Origin of the sequence: Enterobacter ludwigii (assembly GCF_001750725.1) — a bacterium.
Classification (GTDB): domain Bacteria; phylum Pseudomonadota; class Gammaproteobacteria; order Enterobacterales; family Enterobacteriaceae; genus Enterobacter; species Enterobacter ludwigii.
The window spans coordinates 2,501,383-2,517,500 of sequence record NZ_CP017279.1 but is presented as its reverse complement, the minus strand read 5'-3'; the positions used below and the strand labels follow the sequence as shown (position 1 = coordinate 2,517,500).

15 protein-coding genes are annotated in these 16,118 nt (G+C 58.3%); 10 read left to right on the top strand and 5 right to left on the bottom strand.

Annotated features, from left to right (window positions below):
* Window positions 1-60: 60 nt before the first annotated feature.
* Together nuoM and nuoN are read left to right on the top strand one after the other, a co-directional pair.
* Entirely contained in the window at window positions 61-1,590 is a 1,530-nt protein-coding gene (gene nuoM / locus BH714_RS11795; protein ID WP_014170991.1) for an NADH-quinone oxidoreductase subunit M, read from the top strand.
* A 6-nt stretch (window positions 1,591-1,596) separates the two neighbouring features.
* Complete coding sequence (gene nuoN / locus BH714_RS11790) at window positions 1,597-3,054, top strand: NADH-quinone oxidoreductase subunit NuoN (RefSeq protein WP_014170990.1); 1,458 nt, start codon at window positions 1,597-1,599, stop codon at window positions 3,052-3,054.
* A 102-nt stretch (window positions 3,055-3,156) separates the two neighbouring features.
* Here nuoN and BH714_RS11785 read toward each other — a convergent pair whose 3' ends face one another.
* Together BH714_RS11785 and rbn are read right to left on the bottom strand one after the other, a co-directional pair.
* On the bottom strand, window positions 3,157-4,161 hold the full coding sequence (locus BH714_RS11785; protein WP_014170989.1) for a chemotaxis protein: 1,005 nt from the start codon (window positions 4,159-4,161) through the stop codon (window positions 3,157-3,159).
* 64 nt (window positions 4,162-4,225) lie between these two features.
* The gene (rbn, locus tag BH714_RS11780; protein ID WP_040018031.1) at window positions 4,226-5,143 is read right to left on the bottom strand and encodes a ribonuclease BN; all 918 of its coding nucleotides are present in this window, start codon (window positions 5,141-5,143) and stop codon (window positions 4,226-4,228) included.
* A gap of 70 nt (window positions 5,144-5,213) precedes the next feature.
* Between rbn and BH714_RS11775 the strand changes: the two genes are divergently transcribed.
* The 8 genes from BH714_RS11775 to menE all read left to right on the top strand — a co-directional run bounded on the left by BH714_RS11775 (window position 5,214) and on the right by menE (window position 13,134).
* Window positions 5,214-5,675 carry a GNAT family N-acetyltransferase gene (locus BH714_RS11775; RefSeq protein WP_014170987.1) on the top strand — a complete coding sequence of 154 codons (462 nt, stop codon included), beginning with the start codon at window positions 5,214-5,216 and terminating at the stop codon, window positions 5,673-5,675.
* A 53-nt stretch (window positions 5,676-5,728) separates the two neighbouring features.
* The gene (elaB, locus tag BH714_RS11770; protein WP_020883147.1) at window positions 5,729-6,034 is read left to right on the top strand and encodes a stress response protein ElaB; all 306 of its coding nucleotides are present in this window, start codon (window positions 5,729-5,731) and stop codon (window positions 6,032-6,034) included.
* Between the two features lie 95 nt (window positions 6,035-6,129).
* Window positions 6,130-7,425, top strand: a complete 1,296-nt coding sequence (gene menF, locus BH714_RS11765; protein WP_040018030.1) for an isochorismate synthase MenF — start codon at window positions 6,130-6,132, stop codon at window positions 7,423-7,425.
* Window positions 7,426-7,513: 88 nt separating this feature from the next.
* Window positions 7,514-9,184 carry a 2-succinyl-5-enolpyruvyl-6-hydroxy-3-cyclohexene-1-carboxylic-acid synthase gene (menD, locus tag BH714_RS11760; RefSeq protein ID WP_025203591.1) on the top strand — a complete coding sequence of 557 codons (1,671 nt, stop codon included), beginning with the start codon at window positions 7,514-7,516 and terminating at the stop codon, window positions 9,182-9,184.
* Complete coding sequence (gene menH, locus BH714_RS11755) at window positions 9,181-9,957, top strand: 2-succinyl-6-hydroxy-2,4-cyclohexadiene-1-carboxylate synthase (protein WP_040018028.1); 777 nt, start codon at window positions 9,181-9,183, stop codon at window positions 9,955-9,957. The genes menD and menH overlap by 4 nt, the downstream gene beginning before the upstream one ends.
* Window positions 9,954-10,811 carry a 1,4-dihydroxy-2-naphthoyl-CoA synthase gene (menB, locus tag BH714_RS11750; protein ID WP_040018026.1) on the top strand — a complete coding sequence of 286 codons (858 nt, stop codon included), beginning with the start codon at window positions 9,954-9,956 and terminating at the stop codon, window positions 10,809-10,811. Before menH ends, menB begins: the two co-directional genes overlap by 4 nt.
* A complete protein-coding gene (gene menC, locus BH714_RS11745) occupies window positions 10,811-11,776 on the top strand; it encodes an o-succinylbenzoate synthase (protein ID WP_032678606.1) in 966 nt (321 codons plus the stop codon). Before menB ends, menC begins: the two co-directional genes overlap by 1 nt.
* The gene (menE, locus tag BH714_RS11740; RefSeq protein WP_040018025.1) at window positions 11,773-13,134 is read left to right on the top strand and encodes an o-succinylbenzoate--CoA ligase; all 1,362 of its coding nucleotides are present in this window, start codon (window positions 11,773-11,775) and stop codon (window positions 13,132-13,134) included. Before menC ends, menE begins: the two co-directional genes overlap by 4 nt.
* On the opposite strand, the gene BH714_RS11735 is transcribed toward menE, so the two are convergent.
* From BH714_RS11735 to BH714_RS11725, 3 genes are read right to left on the bottom strand one after another with little or no spacing between them, the layout of a single operon-like run.
* A complete protein-coding gene (locus BH714_RS11735) occupies window positions 13,135-14,649 on the bottom strand; it encodes a tripartite tricarboxylate transporter permease (protein WP_040018023.1) in 1,515 nt (504 codons plus the stop codon).
* An 11-nt stretch (window positions 14,650-14,660) separates the two neighbouring features.
* A complete protein-coding gene (locus BH714_RS11730) occupies window positions 14,661-15,092 on the bottom strand; it encodes a tripartite tricarboxylate transporter TctB family protein (protein ID WP_020883153.1) in 432 nt (143 codons plus the stop codon).
* Between the two features lie 11 nt (window positions 15,093-15,103).
* Window positions 15,104-16,084 carry a Bug family tripartite tricarboxylate transporter substrate binding protein gene (locus BH714_RS11725; protein WP_040018022.1) on the bottom strand — a complete coding sequence of 327 codons (981 nt, stop codon included), beginning with the start codon at window positions 16,082-16,084 and terminating at the stop codon, window positions 15,104-15,106.
* Window positions 16,085-16,118 lie beyond the last annotated feature (34 nt).

Sequence of the window (16,118 nt, the reverse complement as noted above, 5' to 3'; positions counted from 1 at the left end):
ATTCGAATTCGTTGAAAATCAGGCCCCTGCTGGGGGCCTTAAAAAGGAATGTAAATCGCCATGTTACTACCCTGGCTAATATTAATTCCCTTCATCGGCGGCTTCCTGTGCTGGCAGACTGAACGCTTTGGCGTGAAGATGCCGCGCTGGATCGCGCTGATCACCATGGGATTGACGCTCGCGCTTGGTCTGCAACTGTGGTTGCAGGGTGGCTACTCTCTGACGCAGTCTGCGGGGATTCCGCAGTGGCAGTCTGAATTTATTCTGCCGTGGATCCCGCGTTTTGGGATAACCATTCACCTGGCTATCGACGGTCTGTCGCTGCTGATGGTGGTGCTGACGGGTCTGCTCGGCGTTCTGGCGGTACTGTGCTCCTGGCGAGAAATTGAAAAATACCAGGGCTTCTTCCACCTGAACCTGATGTGGATCCTGGGCGGCGTTATCGGCGTGTTCCTTGCCATCGACATGTTCCTGTTCTTCTTCTTCTGGGAGATGATGCTGGTGCCGATGTACTTCCTGATCGCGCTGTGGGGCCATAAGGCGTCCGACGGTAAAACGCGTATCACGGCGGCAACCAAGTTCTTCATCTATACCCAGGCGAGCGGTCTGGTGATGTTGATTGCGATTCTGGCGCTGGTGTTTGTTCACCATACCGCGACCGGTATCTGGACCTTCAACTATGAAGACCTGCTGAAGACCCCGATGTCTCACGGTGTGGAATACCTGCTGATGCTGGGCTTCTTCATTGCCTTCGCGGTGAAAATGCCGGTGGTTCCCCTGCACGGCTGGCTGCCAGACGCGCACTCACAGGCGCCAACGGCGGGTTCCGTTGACCTGGCGGGGATCTTGCTGAAAACCGCGGCCTACGGTCTGCTGCGTTTCGCTCTGCCGCTGTTCCCGAATGCGTCCGCTGAGTTCGCGCCAATTGCGATGTGGCTCGGTGTGATCGGTATCTTCTACGGTGCCTGGATGGCCTTCACGCAGTACGACATTAAACGTCTGATTGCGTACACCTCCGTTTCCCACATGGGCTTTGTACTGATTGCCATCTACACCGGCAGCCAGCTGGCTTACCAGGGTGCGGTTATCCAGATGATTGCGCACGGTCTGTCCGCAGCCGGTCTCTTCATCCTGTGTGGTCAGCTGTACGAACGTCTTCACACCCGTGACATGCGTATGATGGGCGGTCTGTGGAGCAAAATTAAATGGCTGCCAGCGCTCTCTATGTTCTTCGCGGTGGCCACGCTGGGTATGCCAGGCACCGGTAACTTCGTCGGCGAATTTATGATTCTGTTCGGCAGCTTCAAAGTGGTGCCGGTCATTACCGTGATCTCCACCTTTGGTCTGGTGTTCGCTTCCGTTTACTCGCTGGCGATGCTGCACCGCGCTTACTTCGGTAAAGCGAAGAGCGAAATTGCTGCAAAAGAACTGCCGGGGATGTCGCTGCGTGAGCTGTTCATCATCCTGCTGCTGGTCGTACTGCTGGTGCTGTTGGGCTTCTTCCCGCAGCCAATTCTGGATACCTCGCACTCCGCGATGGGGAATATCCAGCAGTGGTTTGTTAATTCTGCTTCTACTACAAGGCCGTAATTCGCCATGACAATAACTCCACAACAACTGATCGCGCTGCTACCGCTGCTGATCGTCGGATTGACGGTGGTGGTTGTGATGCTCTCCATTGCGTGGCGACGCAATCACTTCCTGAATGCCACGCTGTCGGTCATCGGTCTGAACGCCGCATTGGTCTCTCTCTGGTTTGTTGGCCAGGGCGGGGCGATGGACGTCACTCCACTGATGCGCGTTGACGGCTATGCCATGCTGTACTCGGGTCTGGTTCTGCTGGCGAGCCTGGCAACCTGTACGTTTGCGTACCCATGGCTGGAAGGCTACAACGACAACAAAGAAGAGTTTTACCTGCTGGTACTGATTGCCGCGCTGGGCGGTATTCTGCTGGCGAATGCGAACCATCTGGCTGCGCTGTTCCTCGGTATTGAGCTTATCTCTCTGCCGCTGTTCGGTCTGATTGGTTACGCCTTCCGTCAGAAACGTTCTCTGGAAGCGAGCATCAAGTACACCATTCTGTCTGCTGCCGCGTCGTCTTTCCTGCTGTTTGGTATCGCGCTGCTGTACGCACAGTCCGGAAACCTCTCTTTCATGGCGCTCGGCAAGAGCCTCGGCGACGGTATGCTGCACGAACCGCTGCTGCTGGCGGGTCTGGGCATGATGATTGTTGGCCTTGGCTTTAAACTCTCTCTGGTTCCGTTCCACCTGTGGACGCCAGACGTCTACCAGGGCGCGCCTGCTCCAGTCTCAACCTTCCTGGCGACGGCGAGCAAAATCGCTATCTTCGGGGTGGTGATGCGTCTGTTCCTGTATGCGCCGGTGGGTGACAGTGAAGCGGTTCGTGTGGTGCTGGGTATCATCGCGTTTGCTTCCATCATCTTCGGTAACCTGATGGCGCTGAGCCAGACCAATATTAAACGTCTGCTGGGCTACTCATCTATCTCCCATCTGGGCTACCTGATGGTGGCACTGATTGCGCTGCAGAGCGGTGAGATGTCGATGGAGACCGTCGGTGTTTACCTGGCCGGTTACCTGTTCAGCAGCCTCGGCGCGTTCGGCGTGGTGAGCCTGATGTCCAGCCCGTACCGTGGTCCGGATGCAGATTCTCTGTTCTCCTACCGTGGTCTGTTCTGGCACCGTCCGATTCTGTCCGCCGTTATGACAGTAATGATGCTCTCTCTGGCGGGTATTCCGATGACGCTGGGCTTTATCGGTAAGTTCTACGTGCTGGCAGTGGGTGTGCAGGCACACCTGTGGTGGCTGACGGCGGGCGTGGTGATCGGCTCTGCAATCGGTCTCTACTACTACCTGCGTGTGGCCGTGAGTCTGTATCTGAGTGCACCTCAGCAGCTGAACCGCGATGCGCCGCGTAACTGGCAGTACAGCGCCGGTGGTATCGTGGTACTGATCTCCGCGCTGCTGGTACTGATCTTCGGTATCTATCCACAGCCGCTGATCACCATCGTGCAGCACGCGATGCCGCTGATGTAATCACGTTGCTGCTTGACCGCAGTGAATAAAAAAACCCGCCTCGGCGGGTTTTTTGTTGGCTTGCGGCCTTGCCCTGTCGGGAAGGCGTGAGCCTGCTGAAAGTTAAGCCAGTTGTTTACGGCTAATCAGCGGACCGTCAATCTTCTTCATTGACCGATCCAGAACTTCTTCAATGACTGACGAGAGTTCATTGAGTTCAAACTTTGCCACGTAACCGTCGGCTTTCACCTTACGAATATGATCTTCGTTAGCATTGCCGGAGAGGGAAGAGTGGATCACCACCGGAATATCTTTCAACAGCGGGTCGGTTTTGATTTTACGCGTCAGGGTAAAGCCGTCCATCTCCGGCATTTCCAGGTCGGTCAGCACCAGTGCAATCTTATCGGTAATCGGCACACCTTCAGCCTGAGCCTGTGCCGCCAGCACGCTAATTTTCTCCCACGCGTCTTTGCCGGTGATATGCAGCTGCGCCGGGATCTCCATCGCCTGCAGACCTTTTTCCAGCATCGAGCGTGCCACTTTAGAGTCTTCGGCGACAATCGCGACGGCACCGGGCTTGATGTGGAATTTCGTGGTCTTCAGATCCGTGGCATGCAGGTCGTGGTTGGCCGGGGTGATGTCATACAGGATCTGCTCAACGTCGAGCACCATCGCCAGCTCATTGGTATCGGTCTTCTCATCCAGACAGGCGATACTGGTGATATACCGCCCGCTGACGGCAGTTTCCGCCGCGTGCACCTGCTTCCAGTCAAGACGCATGATGTTCTCAACGGATTCCACCGCAAAAGCCTGCACGCTGCGGGCATATTCCGTGATCAGCAGGATGTTCAGCCCGGTGGTTGGCTTACAGCCCGCCACGGCAGCCAGGTCGATTACCGGGATAACCTGATCGCGAATATTCACCATGCCCATCAGCGGTGATTTCATCCCGGCGGGTTTCGTGAACTCTGGCATCGGCACAATTTCACGCAGCTTAAAGACGTTAATGCCAAACAGCTCGGATTTATTTGCGTTCAGAGAGGTGCCAAGACGGAACAGCAACAGTTCAAAACGGTTCGACAGGGTGAGATTCGCCCTGTCATCAATATCTTTCTGGAAATTATCCATTCTACCCTCGAGAGAAATGCTGACCTTTTAATCGTTATCGGCACTCTGAGAGAAAAATGAAGGACTAAACGCTGACCTTAGCGAAATCTTCGGCCAGCTCACATTCCTGGAACCGTTCACGGCACTCTGCCAGCAGGCGTTCACAGCCCCGGGCGTCGTAGCGCGAGCTGACATGGGTGACGATCAGTTTCCCGACGCCCGCGTCACGCGCAAGCTGCGCCGCCTGGTGCGTAGAGCTATGGCCCCGGCTGTTGGCTTTCTCTTCCATCGCCGCCTCGAGGGTGGCTTCATGCACCATGAGATCCACACCCTGCGCCAGCAGCAACGCCGCCGGGCACGGGGCCGTGTCGCCAAAAATCGCCAGTTTTTTCCCGGGCTGCGGGGCGGCGAGGTAATCCTGCCCGTTGATGACGCGCCCGTCTTCCAGCGTCACGGTTTCGCCCTGCTTCAGGCGCTGGAACAGCGGTCCGGGTTTTATTCCGTCGGCCAGTAACGCCGACGCATTGAGCGCGCCGGGTTTATCCTGCTCCTCAATGCGATAACCATAGCACTCCACCGGATGGCTAAGGGGTTGGGCTGTCACCCGATAAACACCGTCATCCAGGACCAGACCGGCGGTTATCTCCACCACCTCCAGGGGATAATCTGTCCATGAGCCGCTCAGACGCAGCGTGGTGTCGACAAATTCCCGGATACCCGCAGGCCCGTAAATCGTCAGCGGGTTGGCATTGCCCGCCATTGAGCGGCTGCACAGCAGGCCAGGCAGGCCAAACAGATGGTCGCCATGCAGATGAGTAATGAAAATGTTATCCAGTTTGCCGGGATGATACGGGGTATGTAACAGCTGATGCTGTGTCCCTTCACCGCAGTCAAAAAGCCATAATCCACCCCGCGTCGGGTGCTGCAAATCCAGCAGAATCGCGGTCACATTTCGTGATCGGGTTGGCACTCCAGCGGACGTACCGAGAAAAATCAGTTCCATAACGTAATCAGCCCTTTGCCGAACGGGGAGGGGTTTAGTATAACGTGATGAACCCAGGAAGGAGACTGACATGATCCAGTGGCAAGATTTACACCATAGTGAGCTCACGGTAACGTCACTTTACGCGCTGCTTAAACTGCGTTGCGAAGTGTTTGTTGTTGAACAAACCTGTCCGTATCAGGATATCGATGGCGATGATCTTATTGGCGAGAATCGCCATATTCTTGGCTGGCGGGACAACGCGCTGGTGGCGTATGCGAGGATTCTGAAAAGCGAAGATGATTTTGAGCCTGTCGTGATTGGCCGCGTGATTATCAGCGGCAACGCGCGTGGTGAAAAACTGGGCTATCAGCTGATGGAAAAAACGCTGGAAGCGTGCCAAAAACAGTGGCCGGACAAGGCGTTATATCTGGGCGCGCAGGCGCACCTGCAACCGTTCTATGGGCATTTTGGGTTTACCCCCGTGACGGACGTGTACGATGAGGACGGTATTCCACACATCGGCATGGCGCGGGAAGCGAAACAGGCGTAATGGCGAGTCGTTGGCTATAGTTAGCGGACTGGTGTACTAACATGGAGAAAAATATGTCATTTCAATCCTGGGATACCCGTATCGATGACGACCTGGCCTTGCTGAGCGAAACGCTGGAAGAGGTGTTACGTTCGTCGGGCGACCCTGCCGATCAGAAATATATTGAGTTGAAAGCCCGTGCCGAAAAAGCACTGGATGATGTTAAAAATCGCGTCAGCCATGCTTCGGACAATTACTACTACCGCGCGAAAAAGGCGGTATACCGTGCCGATGATTACGTCCATGAAAAACCATGGCAAGGCATCGGGGTAGGGGCAGCTGTCGGACTGGTGCTGGGGCTGCTTTTAGCCCGCCGTTAACGTTCCTTATACGGTTAACCACTCCCTATACGTGGGTACTGCTATTTATGGTCAGTACCCCGTATAATATGCGGTTTTAACAGGGAGAGGTTCGCGTGAATTCGATTTCCACCGCGCTGGAGCATCTGCGTAGCCAGCTTACGCAAGCGTTACCCACTGCACCCGGTTTACATCACTTCGACGTCTCTTTCCCGTTAAACGACGCCTTCGATCCCCTGGCCTGGCTGGGTGTTCAGCGTTGCTATCCTCAGTTTTACTGGCAACAGCGTAACGGTGATGAAGAACTTGCTGCGCTTGGTGCCGTCGCGCATTTCTCCTCTCTGGCATTTGCCTCACAGTTTTTGCAGGCGCATGATGCGGCCCGCGACACGCGTATCTGCGGCCTGAATGCGTTTAATCCCGAGCAGGGCAGTCTGTTTTTACCGCGTCTGGTGTGGCGACGTACCGCCGGACAGGCCACGTTACGCCTGCAGCTGTGGAGCGACAGTTCACTTCACGATGATGCCCGCGCCGCGCTGGATTTTCTCCAGCAACTCGGTGAGGCGAGACCCATTCGTCCACTGTCCGTTGAGGTTGTGCAGGAAAAGCATCATCCGGAACAACCCGAATGGCTGCGCCTTATCCGCAAGGCAACCCAGACCATCGCTCGCGGTGATTTTGAAAAGGTGGTGCTCGCCCGGGCAACCGACCTGCAGTTTAAGCACTCTGTTAACCCTGTCGCACTGATGGCTGCCAGCCGCGCCCTGAACCTGAACTGCTACCATTTCTGCATGGTGTTCGATGCCAGCAACGCGTTTCTCGGCTCGACCCCCGAGCGCCTGTGGCGCAGACGCGGCAAGCTGCTGCGCACGGAAGCGCTGGCAGGCACCGTCGCCAGCCATACCGATGATAAACAGGCCGAACGGCTGGGCGACTGGCTGATGAACGACGACAAAAATCAGCGTGAAAATATGCTGGTGGTGGAAGATATTTGCCAGCGGCTCCAGCACTATACCCAGACGCTGGAGGTGCTGCCCGCCCAGGTTGTTCGGCTGCGTAAAGTACAGCATCTGCGTCGCTGTATCTGGACCGAGCTCAAACACGCTGACGATGCACAATGCCTGCATGTTCTGCAGCCCACGGCGGCCGTCGCCGGTCTGCCGCGTCAGGCGGCGCGCGACTTTATCCACCACAACGAGCCGTTCGACCGCGAGTGGTACGCCGGTTCTGCCGGGTATTTATCCCCTGAACAAAGCGAGTTCTGCGTGGCGTTGCGTTCTGCCCGTGTTTACGAAGACGCCCTGCGGCTGTACGCCGGGGCGGGAATTGTCAGCGGCTCTGACCCGGAGCAGGAGTGGCAGGAGATAGAAAACAAAGCGGCCGGACTGCGCTCTCTGCTCCTAAGGGATTAAGACTGATTCGCGCAATCCCGATTCATATCAAAATTCCAATTTTTTCTATTATTTATACTGTGTCGCATTCTTGATACCGGACAATCTCATGTCAGTAAGTTCTTTTAACCGACGCTGGGCGGCGGTGATCCTTGAAGCCCTGACTCGCCATGGCGTCAGGCACGTGTGTATTGCACCGGGTTCTCGTTCAACGCCGCTGACGCTGGCGGCCGCTGAAAACCGGGCATTTATTCACCACACTCATTTTGATGAACGCGGGCTTGGCCATCTGGCGCTGGGGCTGGCGAAAGTCAGCAACGAGCCTGTGGCGGTGATTGTGACCTCCGGTACCGCGGTGGCAAACCTCTATCCGGCGTTGATCGAAGCCGGATTAACCGGGGAGAAACTGATCCTGCTGACCGCGGATCGTCCCCCCGAGCTTATCGACTGTGGCGCCAACCAGGCCATTCGTCAGCCGGGCATCTTTGCCTCGCACCCTTCACAGGCAATCGCGCTACCGCGTCCTACTCAGGATATTCCGGCAAGCTGGCTGGTCTCGACAATCGATCATGCCATCGGGACACTGCGCGGCGGGGCGCTGCATATTAACTGTCCGTTTGCCGAACCGCTGTATGGCGAAATGGATGACACCGGTCTTGAATGGCAGCGCACCCTGGGTGAGTGGTGGCAAAGTGAAAAGCCGTGGCTGCGTGCACAACCGCATCCTGAAAGCGCCAGACAACGTGACTGGTTCTTCTGGCGGCAGAAGCGTGGCGTGGTGGTTGCCGGGCGCATGAGCGCCGCGCAAGGCAAGCTGGTTGCGGAATGGGCGCAAACCCTTGGCTGGCCGCTGATTGGCGACGTGCTTTCCCAGACCGGTCAGCCGCTGCCGTGTGCCGATCTCTGGCTGGGGAATGCGAAGGCGGTCACCGAGCTTTCGCAGGCGCAGATTATTGTCCAGCTCGGCTCAAGCCTGACCGGTAAACGGTTACTGCAGTGGCAGGCAACCTGTGATCCAGAAGAGTACTGGCTGGTGGACTCGCTGGAAGGGCGGCTCGACCCGGCACACCATCGTGGTCGTCGTCTGGTCAGTGAGATTGACGCCTGGCTTGCGCTCCATCCGGCTGAAAAACGCAAGCCCTGGGCCGTTGCGATCCCGGCGCTTTCGGAACAGGCCTGGGCGTTAACCCAGGCGAGCTGCGAAGCGTTCAGTGAGGCCGGGCTGGCACACCGTATTCGTCAGTATCTGCCCGAGCAGGGGCAGCTGTTTGTCGGCAACAGCCTGGTGGTTCGCCTGATAGATGCCTTTTCAAAGCTGCCAGCCGGTTACCCGGTCTACAGTAACCGGGGGGCCAGCGGCATTGACGGGTTGATCTCCACGGCGGCGGGCGTACAGCGTGCCAGCGCGAAGTCTACGCTGGCGATTGTCGGCGATCTCTCCGCGCTGTACGACCTCAATGCCCTGGCGCTGCTGCGTCAGGTTTCGGCACCGTTTGTGCTGATTGTGGTTAACAACAACGGTGGACAGATTTTCTCCCTGCTGCCCACCCCGCAGAGCGAACGTGAGCGTTTCTATCTGATGCCGCAGAACGTGCAGTTTGAACACGCCGCGGCAATGTTCAGCCTGAAATACCATCGCCCGGAAAGCTGGGAAGCGCTTGATGCGGCCCTGAGCAGCGCCTGGCGACAGCCCGGTGCGACGCTGATCGAACTGGTGGTGAACGATGCTGACGGCGCGCAGAAACTGCAAAGCCTGCTGGCCCAGGTAAGCCACCTGTGATCCTCGCGGGCGTGCAGCAGGCTGGAAAGCCGGGTTATCCCTGGCTGGTCTTTTTGCACGGTTTTTCCGGGGATTGCCGCGAGTGGCAGACGGTCGGGGCGGCGCTAAGCGATTACCCGCAGCTGTATCTCGACCTGCCGGGGCACGGTGGTTCCGGCAATGCTGGCGTGACCGGGTTCGAGGAGATGAGCGATTTGCTGACCCGAACCCTCCTTAGTTACAACATACTGAATTTCTGGCTGGTGGGGTACTCCCTCGGCGGCCGCATTGCGATGTTCCATGCCTGCCAGCAGCCAGAGGGGCTGAAGGGCATTATTGTGGAAGGCGGCCATCCCGGGCTACAGGATGCCGGTGAGCGGAGTGCGCGGCTGGCATCCGATCGCCGCTGGGCGCGGCGCTTTCGTACCGAGGCGCTCGACGTGGTTTTCACCGACTGGTACCGACAACCCGTATTTGCTTCCCTGACGGACGTTCAGCGGCAGGCGCTTATTCGCCTGCGTAGCCAGAACAATGGCGCGACTCTGGCGATGATGCTCGAGGCCACCTCGCTGGCCGTGCAGCCTGATTTGCGTCCGGGACTGAGCGTCTGCAACGTCGCTTTTGATTATTTATATGGTGAACGTGATGAGAAGTTCAAAGCCCTTGCGGCTGAACTGCACGCCGTACGCCATGCGATCCCCCATGCTGGACACAACGCCCACCGGGAAAACCCCGCTGTGGTTGCTGCGAGTCTGGCTCAGATACTGCGTCTTCGAATAAAGGACTCTCTATGATCTATCCTGATGAACACATGCTCTATGCGCCGGTTGAATGGCAAGACTGCTCCGAAGGTTACTCCGACATTCGTTACCACAAATCCGCAGACGGCATTGCCAAAATCACCATCAACCGCCCGCAGGTGCGTAACGCGTTCCGTCCGCTGACCGTCAAAGAGATGATTCAGGCGCTGGCAGACGCGCGCTATGACGACAACATCGGTGTTATCGTCCTGACCGGCGAAGGTGAAAAAGCGTTCTGTGCCGGTGGCGATCAGAAAGTGCGCGGCGATTACGGCGGATACCAGGATGACTCTGGCGTTCACCACCTGAACGTGCTCGATTTCCAGCGCCAGATCCGCACCTGTCCAAAGCCGGTGGTGGCGATGGTGGCTGGCTACTCCATCGGCGGCGGCCATGTGCTTCACATGATGTGTGACCTGACCATTGCCGCAGAGAACGCCATCTTTGGCCAGACGGGCCCGAAAGTGGGTTCGTTCGATGGTGGCTGGGGGGCTTCCTACATGGCTCGCATTGTCGGTCAGAAAAAAGCCCGCGAAATCTGGTTCCTGTGCCGTCAGTACAGTGCTCAGGAAGCGCTGGATATGGGCCTGGTGAACACCGTGGTGCCAATTGCCGACCTCGAGAAAGAGACCGTGCGCTGGTGTCGTGAAATGCTGCAAAACAGCCCAATGGCGCTGCGCTGCCTGAAAGCGGCCCTGAATGCCGACTGTGACGGTCAGGCAGGTCTGCAGGAGCTGGCAGGTAACGCCACCATGCTGTTCTACATGACCGAAGAAGGGCAGGAAGGTCGCAACGCCTTTAACGAAAAACGCCAGCCTGACTTCAGCAAATATAAACGGAATCCGTAATGCGTCGCGCGCAGGTTTACCGCTGGCAGATACCGATGGACGCGGGCGTGGTGCTGCGTGAACGGCGGTTAAAAACCCGTGATGGCATGCTGGTGCATCTGCAGCAGGGCGAGCAGGAAGGCTGGGGCGAGATTTCGCCGCTGCCGGGTTTTAGCCTTGAATCGCTGGATGACGCGCAGGCGGTATTGCTGGCGTGGGCCAGTGAGTGGCGTGAGGGCGCGAACCCGGCGTTGCCGGAGGTGCCTTCCGCGGCTTTTGGTATTAGCTGCGCGCTGGCGGAGCTGGACGGTAGCTTGCCTGCAGAGGCTAATTACCGCGCGGCACCGCTCTGTACGGGCGATCCGGATGAACTGTTTGCGCTGCTCGCCGCCATGCCGGGCGAGAAAGTGGCGAAAATCAAAGTCGGTCTCTATGAAGCGGTGCGCGATGGGATGGTCGCTAACCTCTTACTGGAAGCATTGCCCGACCTGCATCTGCGTCTGGATGCTAACCGCGCCTGGACGCCGCTGAAGGCGCAGCAGTTCGCGAAGTACGTAAACCCGGCGTACCGCAGTCGTATCGCGTTTCTGGAAGAGCCGTGTAAAACTCGCGACGATTCCCGGGCGTTTGCCCGTGAAACCGGCATTGCCATCGCGTGGGATGAAAGCCTGCGTGAAGACGGCTTTGCGTTTGTCGCCGAACCGGGTGTCCGCGCGGTGGTCATTAAACCGACCTTGACCGGCAGCCTTGCTAAGGTACGCGAGCAGGTCGCGGCGGCCCATGCCGCCGGGCTGACGGCGGTCATTAGCTCTTCGATTGAGTCCAGCCTGGGGCTAACCCAACTGGCGCGCATTGCCGCCTGGTTAACGCCAGACACTGTCCCCGGTCTCGATACGCTGAACCTGATGCAAAATCAGCTTATCCGACCGTGGCCAGACAGCACGCTGCCGCTCCTTGACGTTGAGGGGCTGGAGCCGTTGCTATGAGTTTTACCGACTGGCCGTGGCGACACTGGTGCGCGCAGTATGCTGATAAACCGGCCCTGAGGCTGAACGATGAGACGCTCAGCTGGCAACAGCTGTGTGCGCGCATCGACAGACTGGCCGCGGGCTTTCAGCTGCAGGGTGTGCAGGAGGGCGACGGCGTACTGCTGCTGGCGCATAACCACCCGCAAACCCTGATGGCGTGGCTGGCATTGCTTCAGTGCGGGGCACGTATTCTTCCCGTTAACCCGCAGCTGCCGCACCCGTTGCTGGACGTGTTGCTCCCGCAGATGACGCTGCGCTTTGCCCTGGTGCTGGGCGGCGTCTACGACGGGCTGGTCGCGCTCAGTATGCGCGAGGCGCCGGGCGGGTGTCGCGTGGCGTGGCAACCGTCGCGGCTGGCTTCCATGACGCTGACATCCGGTTCAACCGGTTTACCCAAGGCGGCGGTCCATACCTGTGCCGCCCATCTTGCCAGTGCGCGCGGCGTGCTTTCGCTGATGCCCTACGGCGATGAAGACGACTGGCTGCTCTCCCTGCCGCTATTTCATGTCTCCGGGCAGGGGATTTTGTGGCGCTGGCTGCAGGCTGGCGCGCGCTTAACCGTCCGCGAGAAGCAGCCGCTGGCGCAGGCCCTGCAGGGCTGTACGCATGCCTCACTGGTACCGACGCAGCTCTGGCGTCTGCTTAATGCACACCAGCCTGTCGCGCTGAAAGCCGTACTGCTTGGCGGGGCCGCGATCCCCGTTGATCTGACTCAGCAGGCGAGCCAGCGGGGGATCCGCACTTTCTGTGGCTACGGTCTGACGGAGTTTGCCTCAACGGTTTGTGCCAAAGAGGCGGACGGTGAACCGGACGTCGGCGCTGCGTTGCCGGGCAGAGAGGTGCGGGTGGTTGACGGTGAAGTGTGGATCAACGCGCAAAGTATGGCCGCAGGTTACTGGCGGGACGGTGCATTGATTCCGCTGACCAATGCTCAGGGCTGGTTTGCCACCCGCGATCGCGGGGAATGGCATGACGGGCGCCTGACGATCCTTGGCCGAATGGACAACCTCTTTTTCAGCGGGGGCGAAGGGATCCAGCCGGAAAGCCTTGAGCGGGTTATTGCCCGCCATCCGCAGATAAACCAGGCGTTTATCGTCCCACTCGATGACGCCGAGTTCGGTCAGCGTCCGGTGGCGGTGGTGGAGTGTGAACCGGGAACCGATATCACCGGCTTCCCGGCGTGGGTACAGGGCAAACTGGCGCGCTTTGAGCAGCCGGTGCACTGGCTAATGCTGCCGGCAGAGCTCAAAAATGGCGGGATTAAGATCTCCCGCCAGGCATTAAAACAGTGGGTCACCCGTCTGTTGAAAGGATAATCAACCGATATCCGGTGCCGGTTTGCGCTGGCGGCGACGCAGCAGACGCAATACCGGCGGAACCACAATCACCAGGATGGCCATCGCTAACAGCACCTTCGTCACGCTGCTGTCCCACAGAATAGACATATTGCCGTTGCTGATGGACAAGGCGCGGCGCAGGTTCTGCTCCAGCATCTCTCCCAGCACAAAGCCTAAAATCAGCGGTGACATCGGGAAGTGCATCTTACGCAGGATGTAGCCCAGTACGCCAAGCAGCACCATCAGCACCAGATCGAAAGTGGTGCTGTGTACCGCATACACCCCCACCGCAGAGACGGCCGCGATAGCCGGCACCAGGAACCACAGGGGAATTGTCAGCATCCGGGTGAACAGACCAATCAGCGGAATGTTCATGACCAGCAGCATCGCGTTGGCGATCAGCAGCGCTGCAATCAGCCCCCAGACAATATCCGGCTGCTCGGTAAACATGGCCGGTCCAGGCGTAATGTTATAGAGCGTCAGCGCGCCCATCATCACCGCCGTGGTGCCCGAGCCCGGTACGCCAAGGGTCAGCATCGGGATAAACGAACCGCAGGCCGAGGCGTTATTCGCAGCCTCTGGGGCCGCTACCCCGCGAATGTCGCCCTTGCCGAAGCTGTCACTGTTGCCGCTGAGCTTTTTCTCGGTCATGTAAGTGATGGCGCTGGCGATGGTGGCCCCGGCCCCTGGCAGAATGCCGACGAAGAAGCCAATCACCGACGAACGCAGCGTCGCGCCGATACACTGTGCGCCCTCTTTGGCACTGAAAAGCATGCGGCCCGTTTTACGCACCAGCGTCTGTCCGCTGCTGGTATGTTCCAGCATCAATAAAATTTCAGAGACCGAGAACAGGCCAATCACGACTACGATAAACTGCACGCCGTCGGAAAGGTGCACGCTGTCAAAGGTAAAGCGATAAACCCCGGTGTTGGCATCCACGCCGACGGTGGCTAACCCTAAGCCAATCAGCGCGGACAAAAACGATTTCAGCGGATTCTGCGCCATCATGCTGCCGAGACAGGCGATGGCAAAGACCATCAGCGCAAAATACTCTGCCGGACCAAACGCCAGCGACCACTGGGCCAGCGCTGGGGCAAACAGAATGATACCGCCGATGGCAATCAGCGAACCACAAAACGAACTGACCGCGGAGATGGACAGCGCCACGCCACCGCGACCCTGCCGTGCCATCGGGTAGCCATCCAGCGCGGTCATAATGGCCGCCGCATCGCCGGGCACGTTCAGCAGGATGGAGGAAATTCGCCCGCCATATTCACAGCCGATATACACCGTCGCCAGCAGGATCAGCGCCGATTCCGCAGGCAGATGCAGGGCAAACGCCAGCGGGAGTAAAATGGCAACGCCGTTAATCGGCCCAAGGCCGGGCAGCAGACCCACAATGGTCCCGACAAAGCAGCCGATCAGGGCTATCACCAGGTTTTCCGGGGTCATCGCCACGGCGAACCCCTGCGAGAGATAAATCCAGGTATCCATAGCGTGCTCCGTTAATTAAACCATGCGCCGAGCGGTAAGGTCACATCCAGCAGGCGGTCAAAGGCAAACCACAGCAAGATCCCCATTACCGCGCCGGAAATCCCCGCCGCCGGGAGGGTGGCGTTAAACAGCATACCGATCACCATCGTCAGGATGGCGGTTGCCACCGGAAAGCCGAGCCACTCAAAACCCCAGGCGTACATCAGCAGAACGATGACCATCACCAGCAGACGCTGCAGAATACGGCGCGGTGGCCACTCTACGGTATCCGGATGACGGAGCAGCAGGGCCACCGAGCAGAGCAGCATCAGTCCAACAATGCCCATCGGGAAGGGGCGCGGCCCCACCGGTTCATAGCTGTATTCGCTGTGGATCTGCCAGGCGACGAACATCCCACCGACGCAGAGCAGCAGCCAAATCCCGGCAAAAATACGATCGCTCATACCGCCTCCGGTTATTTGGCAAGACCAAAGGCTTTCGCCTGTTCGCGATAGTCATTGACCTGTTTTTTGACGTACTCATCCAGCGGCTTGCCGCTCAGGTTGAACTCAAACAGCCCGCGCAGATCGCGCTGCTTTTTAAACGCTTCGGTCTGCTGGAGTTTATTGAAGGTTTCGACCCACCACTGATATTCGGCATCGGTCACTTTTGGCCCGACGAAGAAACCGCGGATAATCGGCCAGACCAGGTCATAACCCTGTTCTTTTGCGGTAGGGACGTTCGCCAGCTGGCCCGGCAGGCGGTTCTCAGAGAAGACCGCCAGCACGCGGATTTTATCGCCGTTCAGGTAGGGCACCATTTCACTGAGATCGCCAGATACCGCCTGAACGTGATTTCCCATCAGCGCCGTCACCGGTTCGCCGCCCCCTTCAAACGCCACGTAGCGCATCTTGTGAGGATCAACCTTCGCCTGCTGTGCCAGCAGGGCGGCTTTCATCCAGTCCTGGCTGCCGATGGAGGCACCGGCGCCAATCACCACGCTGTTCGGATCTTTTTCCATGGCGGTCAGCAGGTCTTTCAGGGATTTCCACGGTGAATCCGTGCGCACGGCAATCATGCCGTAGTCGGTACCGACGGTTGCCAGCCAGCGCACGTCATCCACGCCGTAGCGGCCAAACTTCCCCTGAGACAAGTTCAATAGCGAGCCACCGGAGAAAGCTACCACCGTGCCGGCTTCCGCAGGGCGTTGCGCGACAATCGCGTTGTACGCAACGGCACCCACGCCGCCGGGCATATAAGTCACACGCATGGGTTTTGTGATAGCGCCGGTCTCCAGCATGCTGACCTGAATGAGTTTGCAGGTGAGATCGAAACCGCCGCCGGGTTTCGCCGGCGCGATGCACTCGGTGCGGGACGGGGCATCCTGCGCCTGAACGACAGAGGCACTTATCATCAATACGCTTGCAGCAAGCGTCGAAAGTAGTTGTTTTTTCATCGTTTATCCTCACGCCGGAGTTCCGGGAGTACGG

Coding starts and splice junctions, on each gene's coding strand:
- BH714_RS11730 (WP_020883153.1), bottom strand. CDS start 15,092: ATGAGCGATCGTATTTTTGCCGGGATTTGGCTGCTGCTCTGCGTCGGT.
- BH714_RS11775 (WP_014170987.1), top strand. CDS start 5,214: ATGATCCAGTGGCAAGATTTACACCATAGTGAGCTCACGGTAACGTCA.
- BH714_RS11735 (WP_040018023.1), bottom strand. CDS start 14,649: ATGGATACCTGGATTTATCTCTCGCAGGGGTTCGCCGTGGCGATGACC.
- menE (WP_040018025.1), top strand. CDS start 11,773: ATGAGTTTTACCGACTGGCCGTGGCGACACTGGTGCGCGCAGTATGCT.
- menB (WP_040018026.1), top strand. CDS start 9,954: ATGATCTATCCTGATGAACACATGCTCTATGCGCCGGTTGAATGGCAA.
- nuoM (WP_014170991.1), top strand. CDS start 61: ATGTTACTACCCTGGCTAATATTAATTCCCTTCATCGGCGGCTTCCTG.
- BH714_RS11725 (WP_040018022.1), bottom strand. CDS start 16,084: ATGAAAAAACAACTACTTTCGACGCTTGCTGCAAGCGTATTGATGATA.
- elaB (WP_020883147.1), top strand. CDS start 5,729: ATGTCATTTCAATCCTGGGATACCCGTATCGATGACGACCTGGCCTTG.
- rbn (WP_040018031.1), bottom strand. CDS start 5,143: ATGGAACTGATTTTTCTCGGTACGTCCGCTGGAGTGCCAACCCGATCA.
- BH714_RS11785 (WP_014170989.1), bottom strand. CDS start 4,161: ATGGATAATTTCCAGAAAGATATTGATGACAGGGCGAATCTCACCCTG.
- menD (WP_025203591.1), top strand. CDS start 7,514: ATGTCAGTAAGTTCTTTTAACCGACGCTGGGCGGCGGTGATCCTTGAA.
- menC (WP_032678606.1), top strand. CDS start 10,811: ATGCGTCGCGCGCAGGTTTACCGCTGGCAGATACCGATGGACGCGGGC.
- nuoN (WP_014170990.1), top strand. CDS start 1,597: ATGACAATAACTCCACAACAACTGATCGCGCTGCTACCGCTGCTGATC.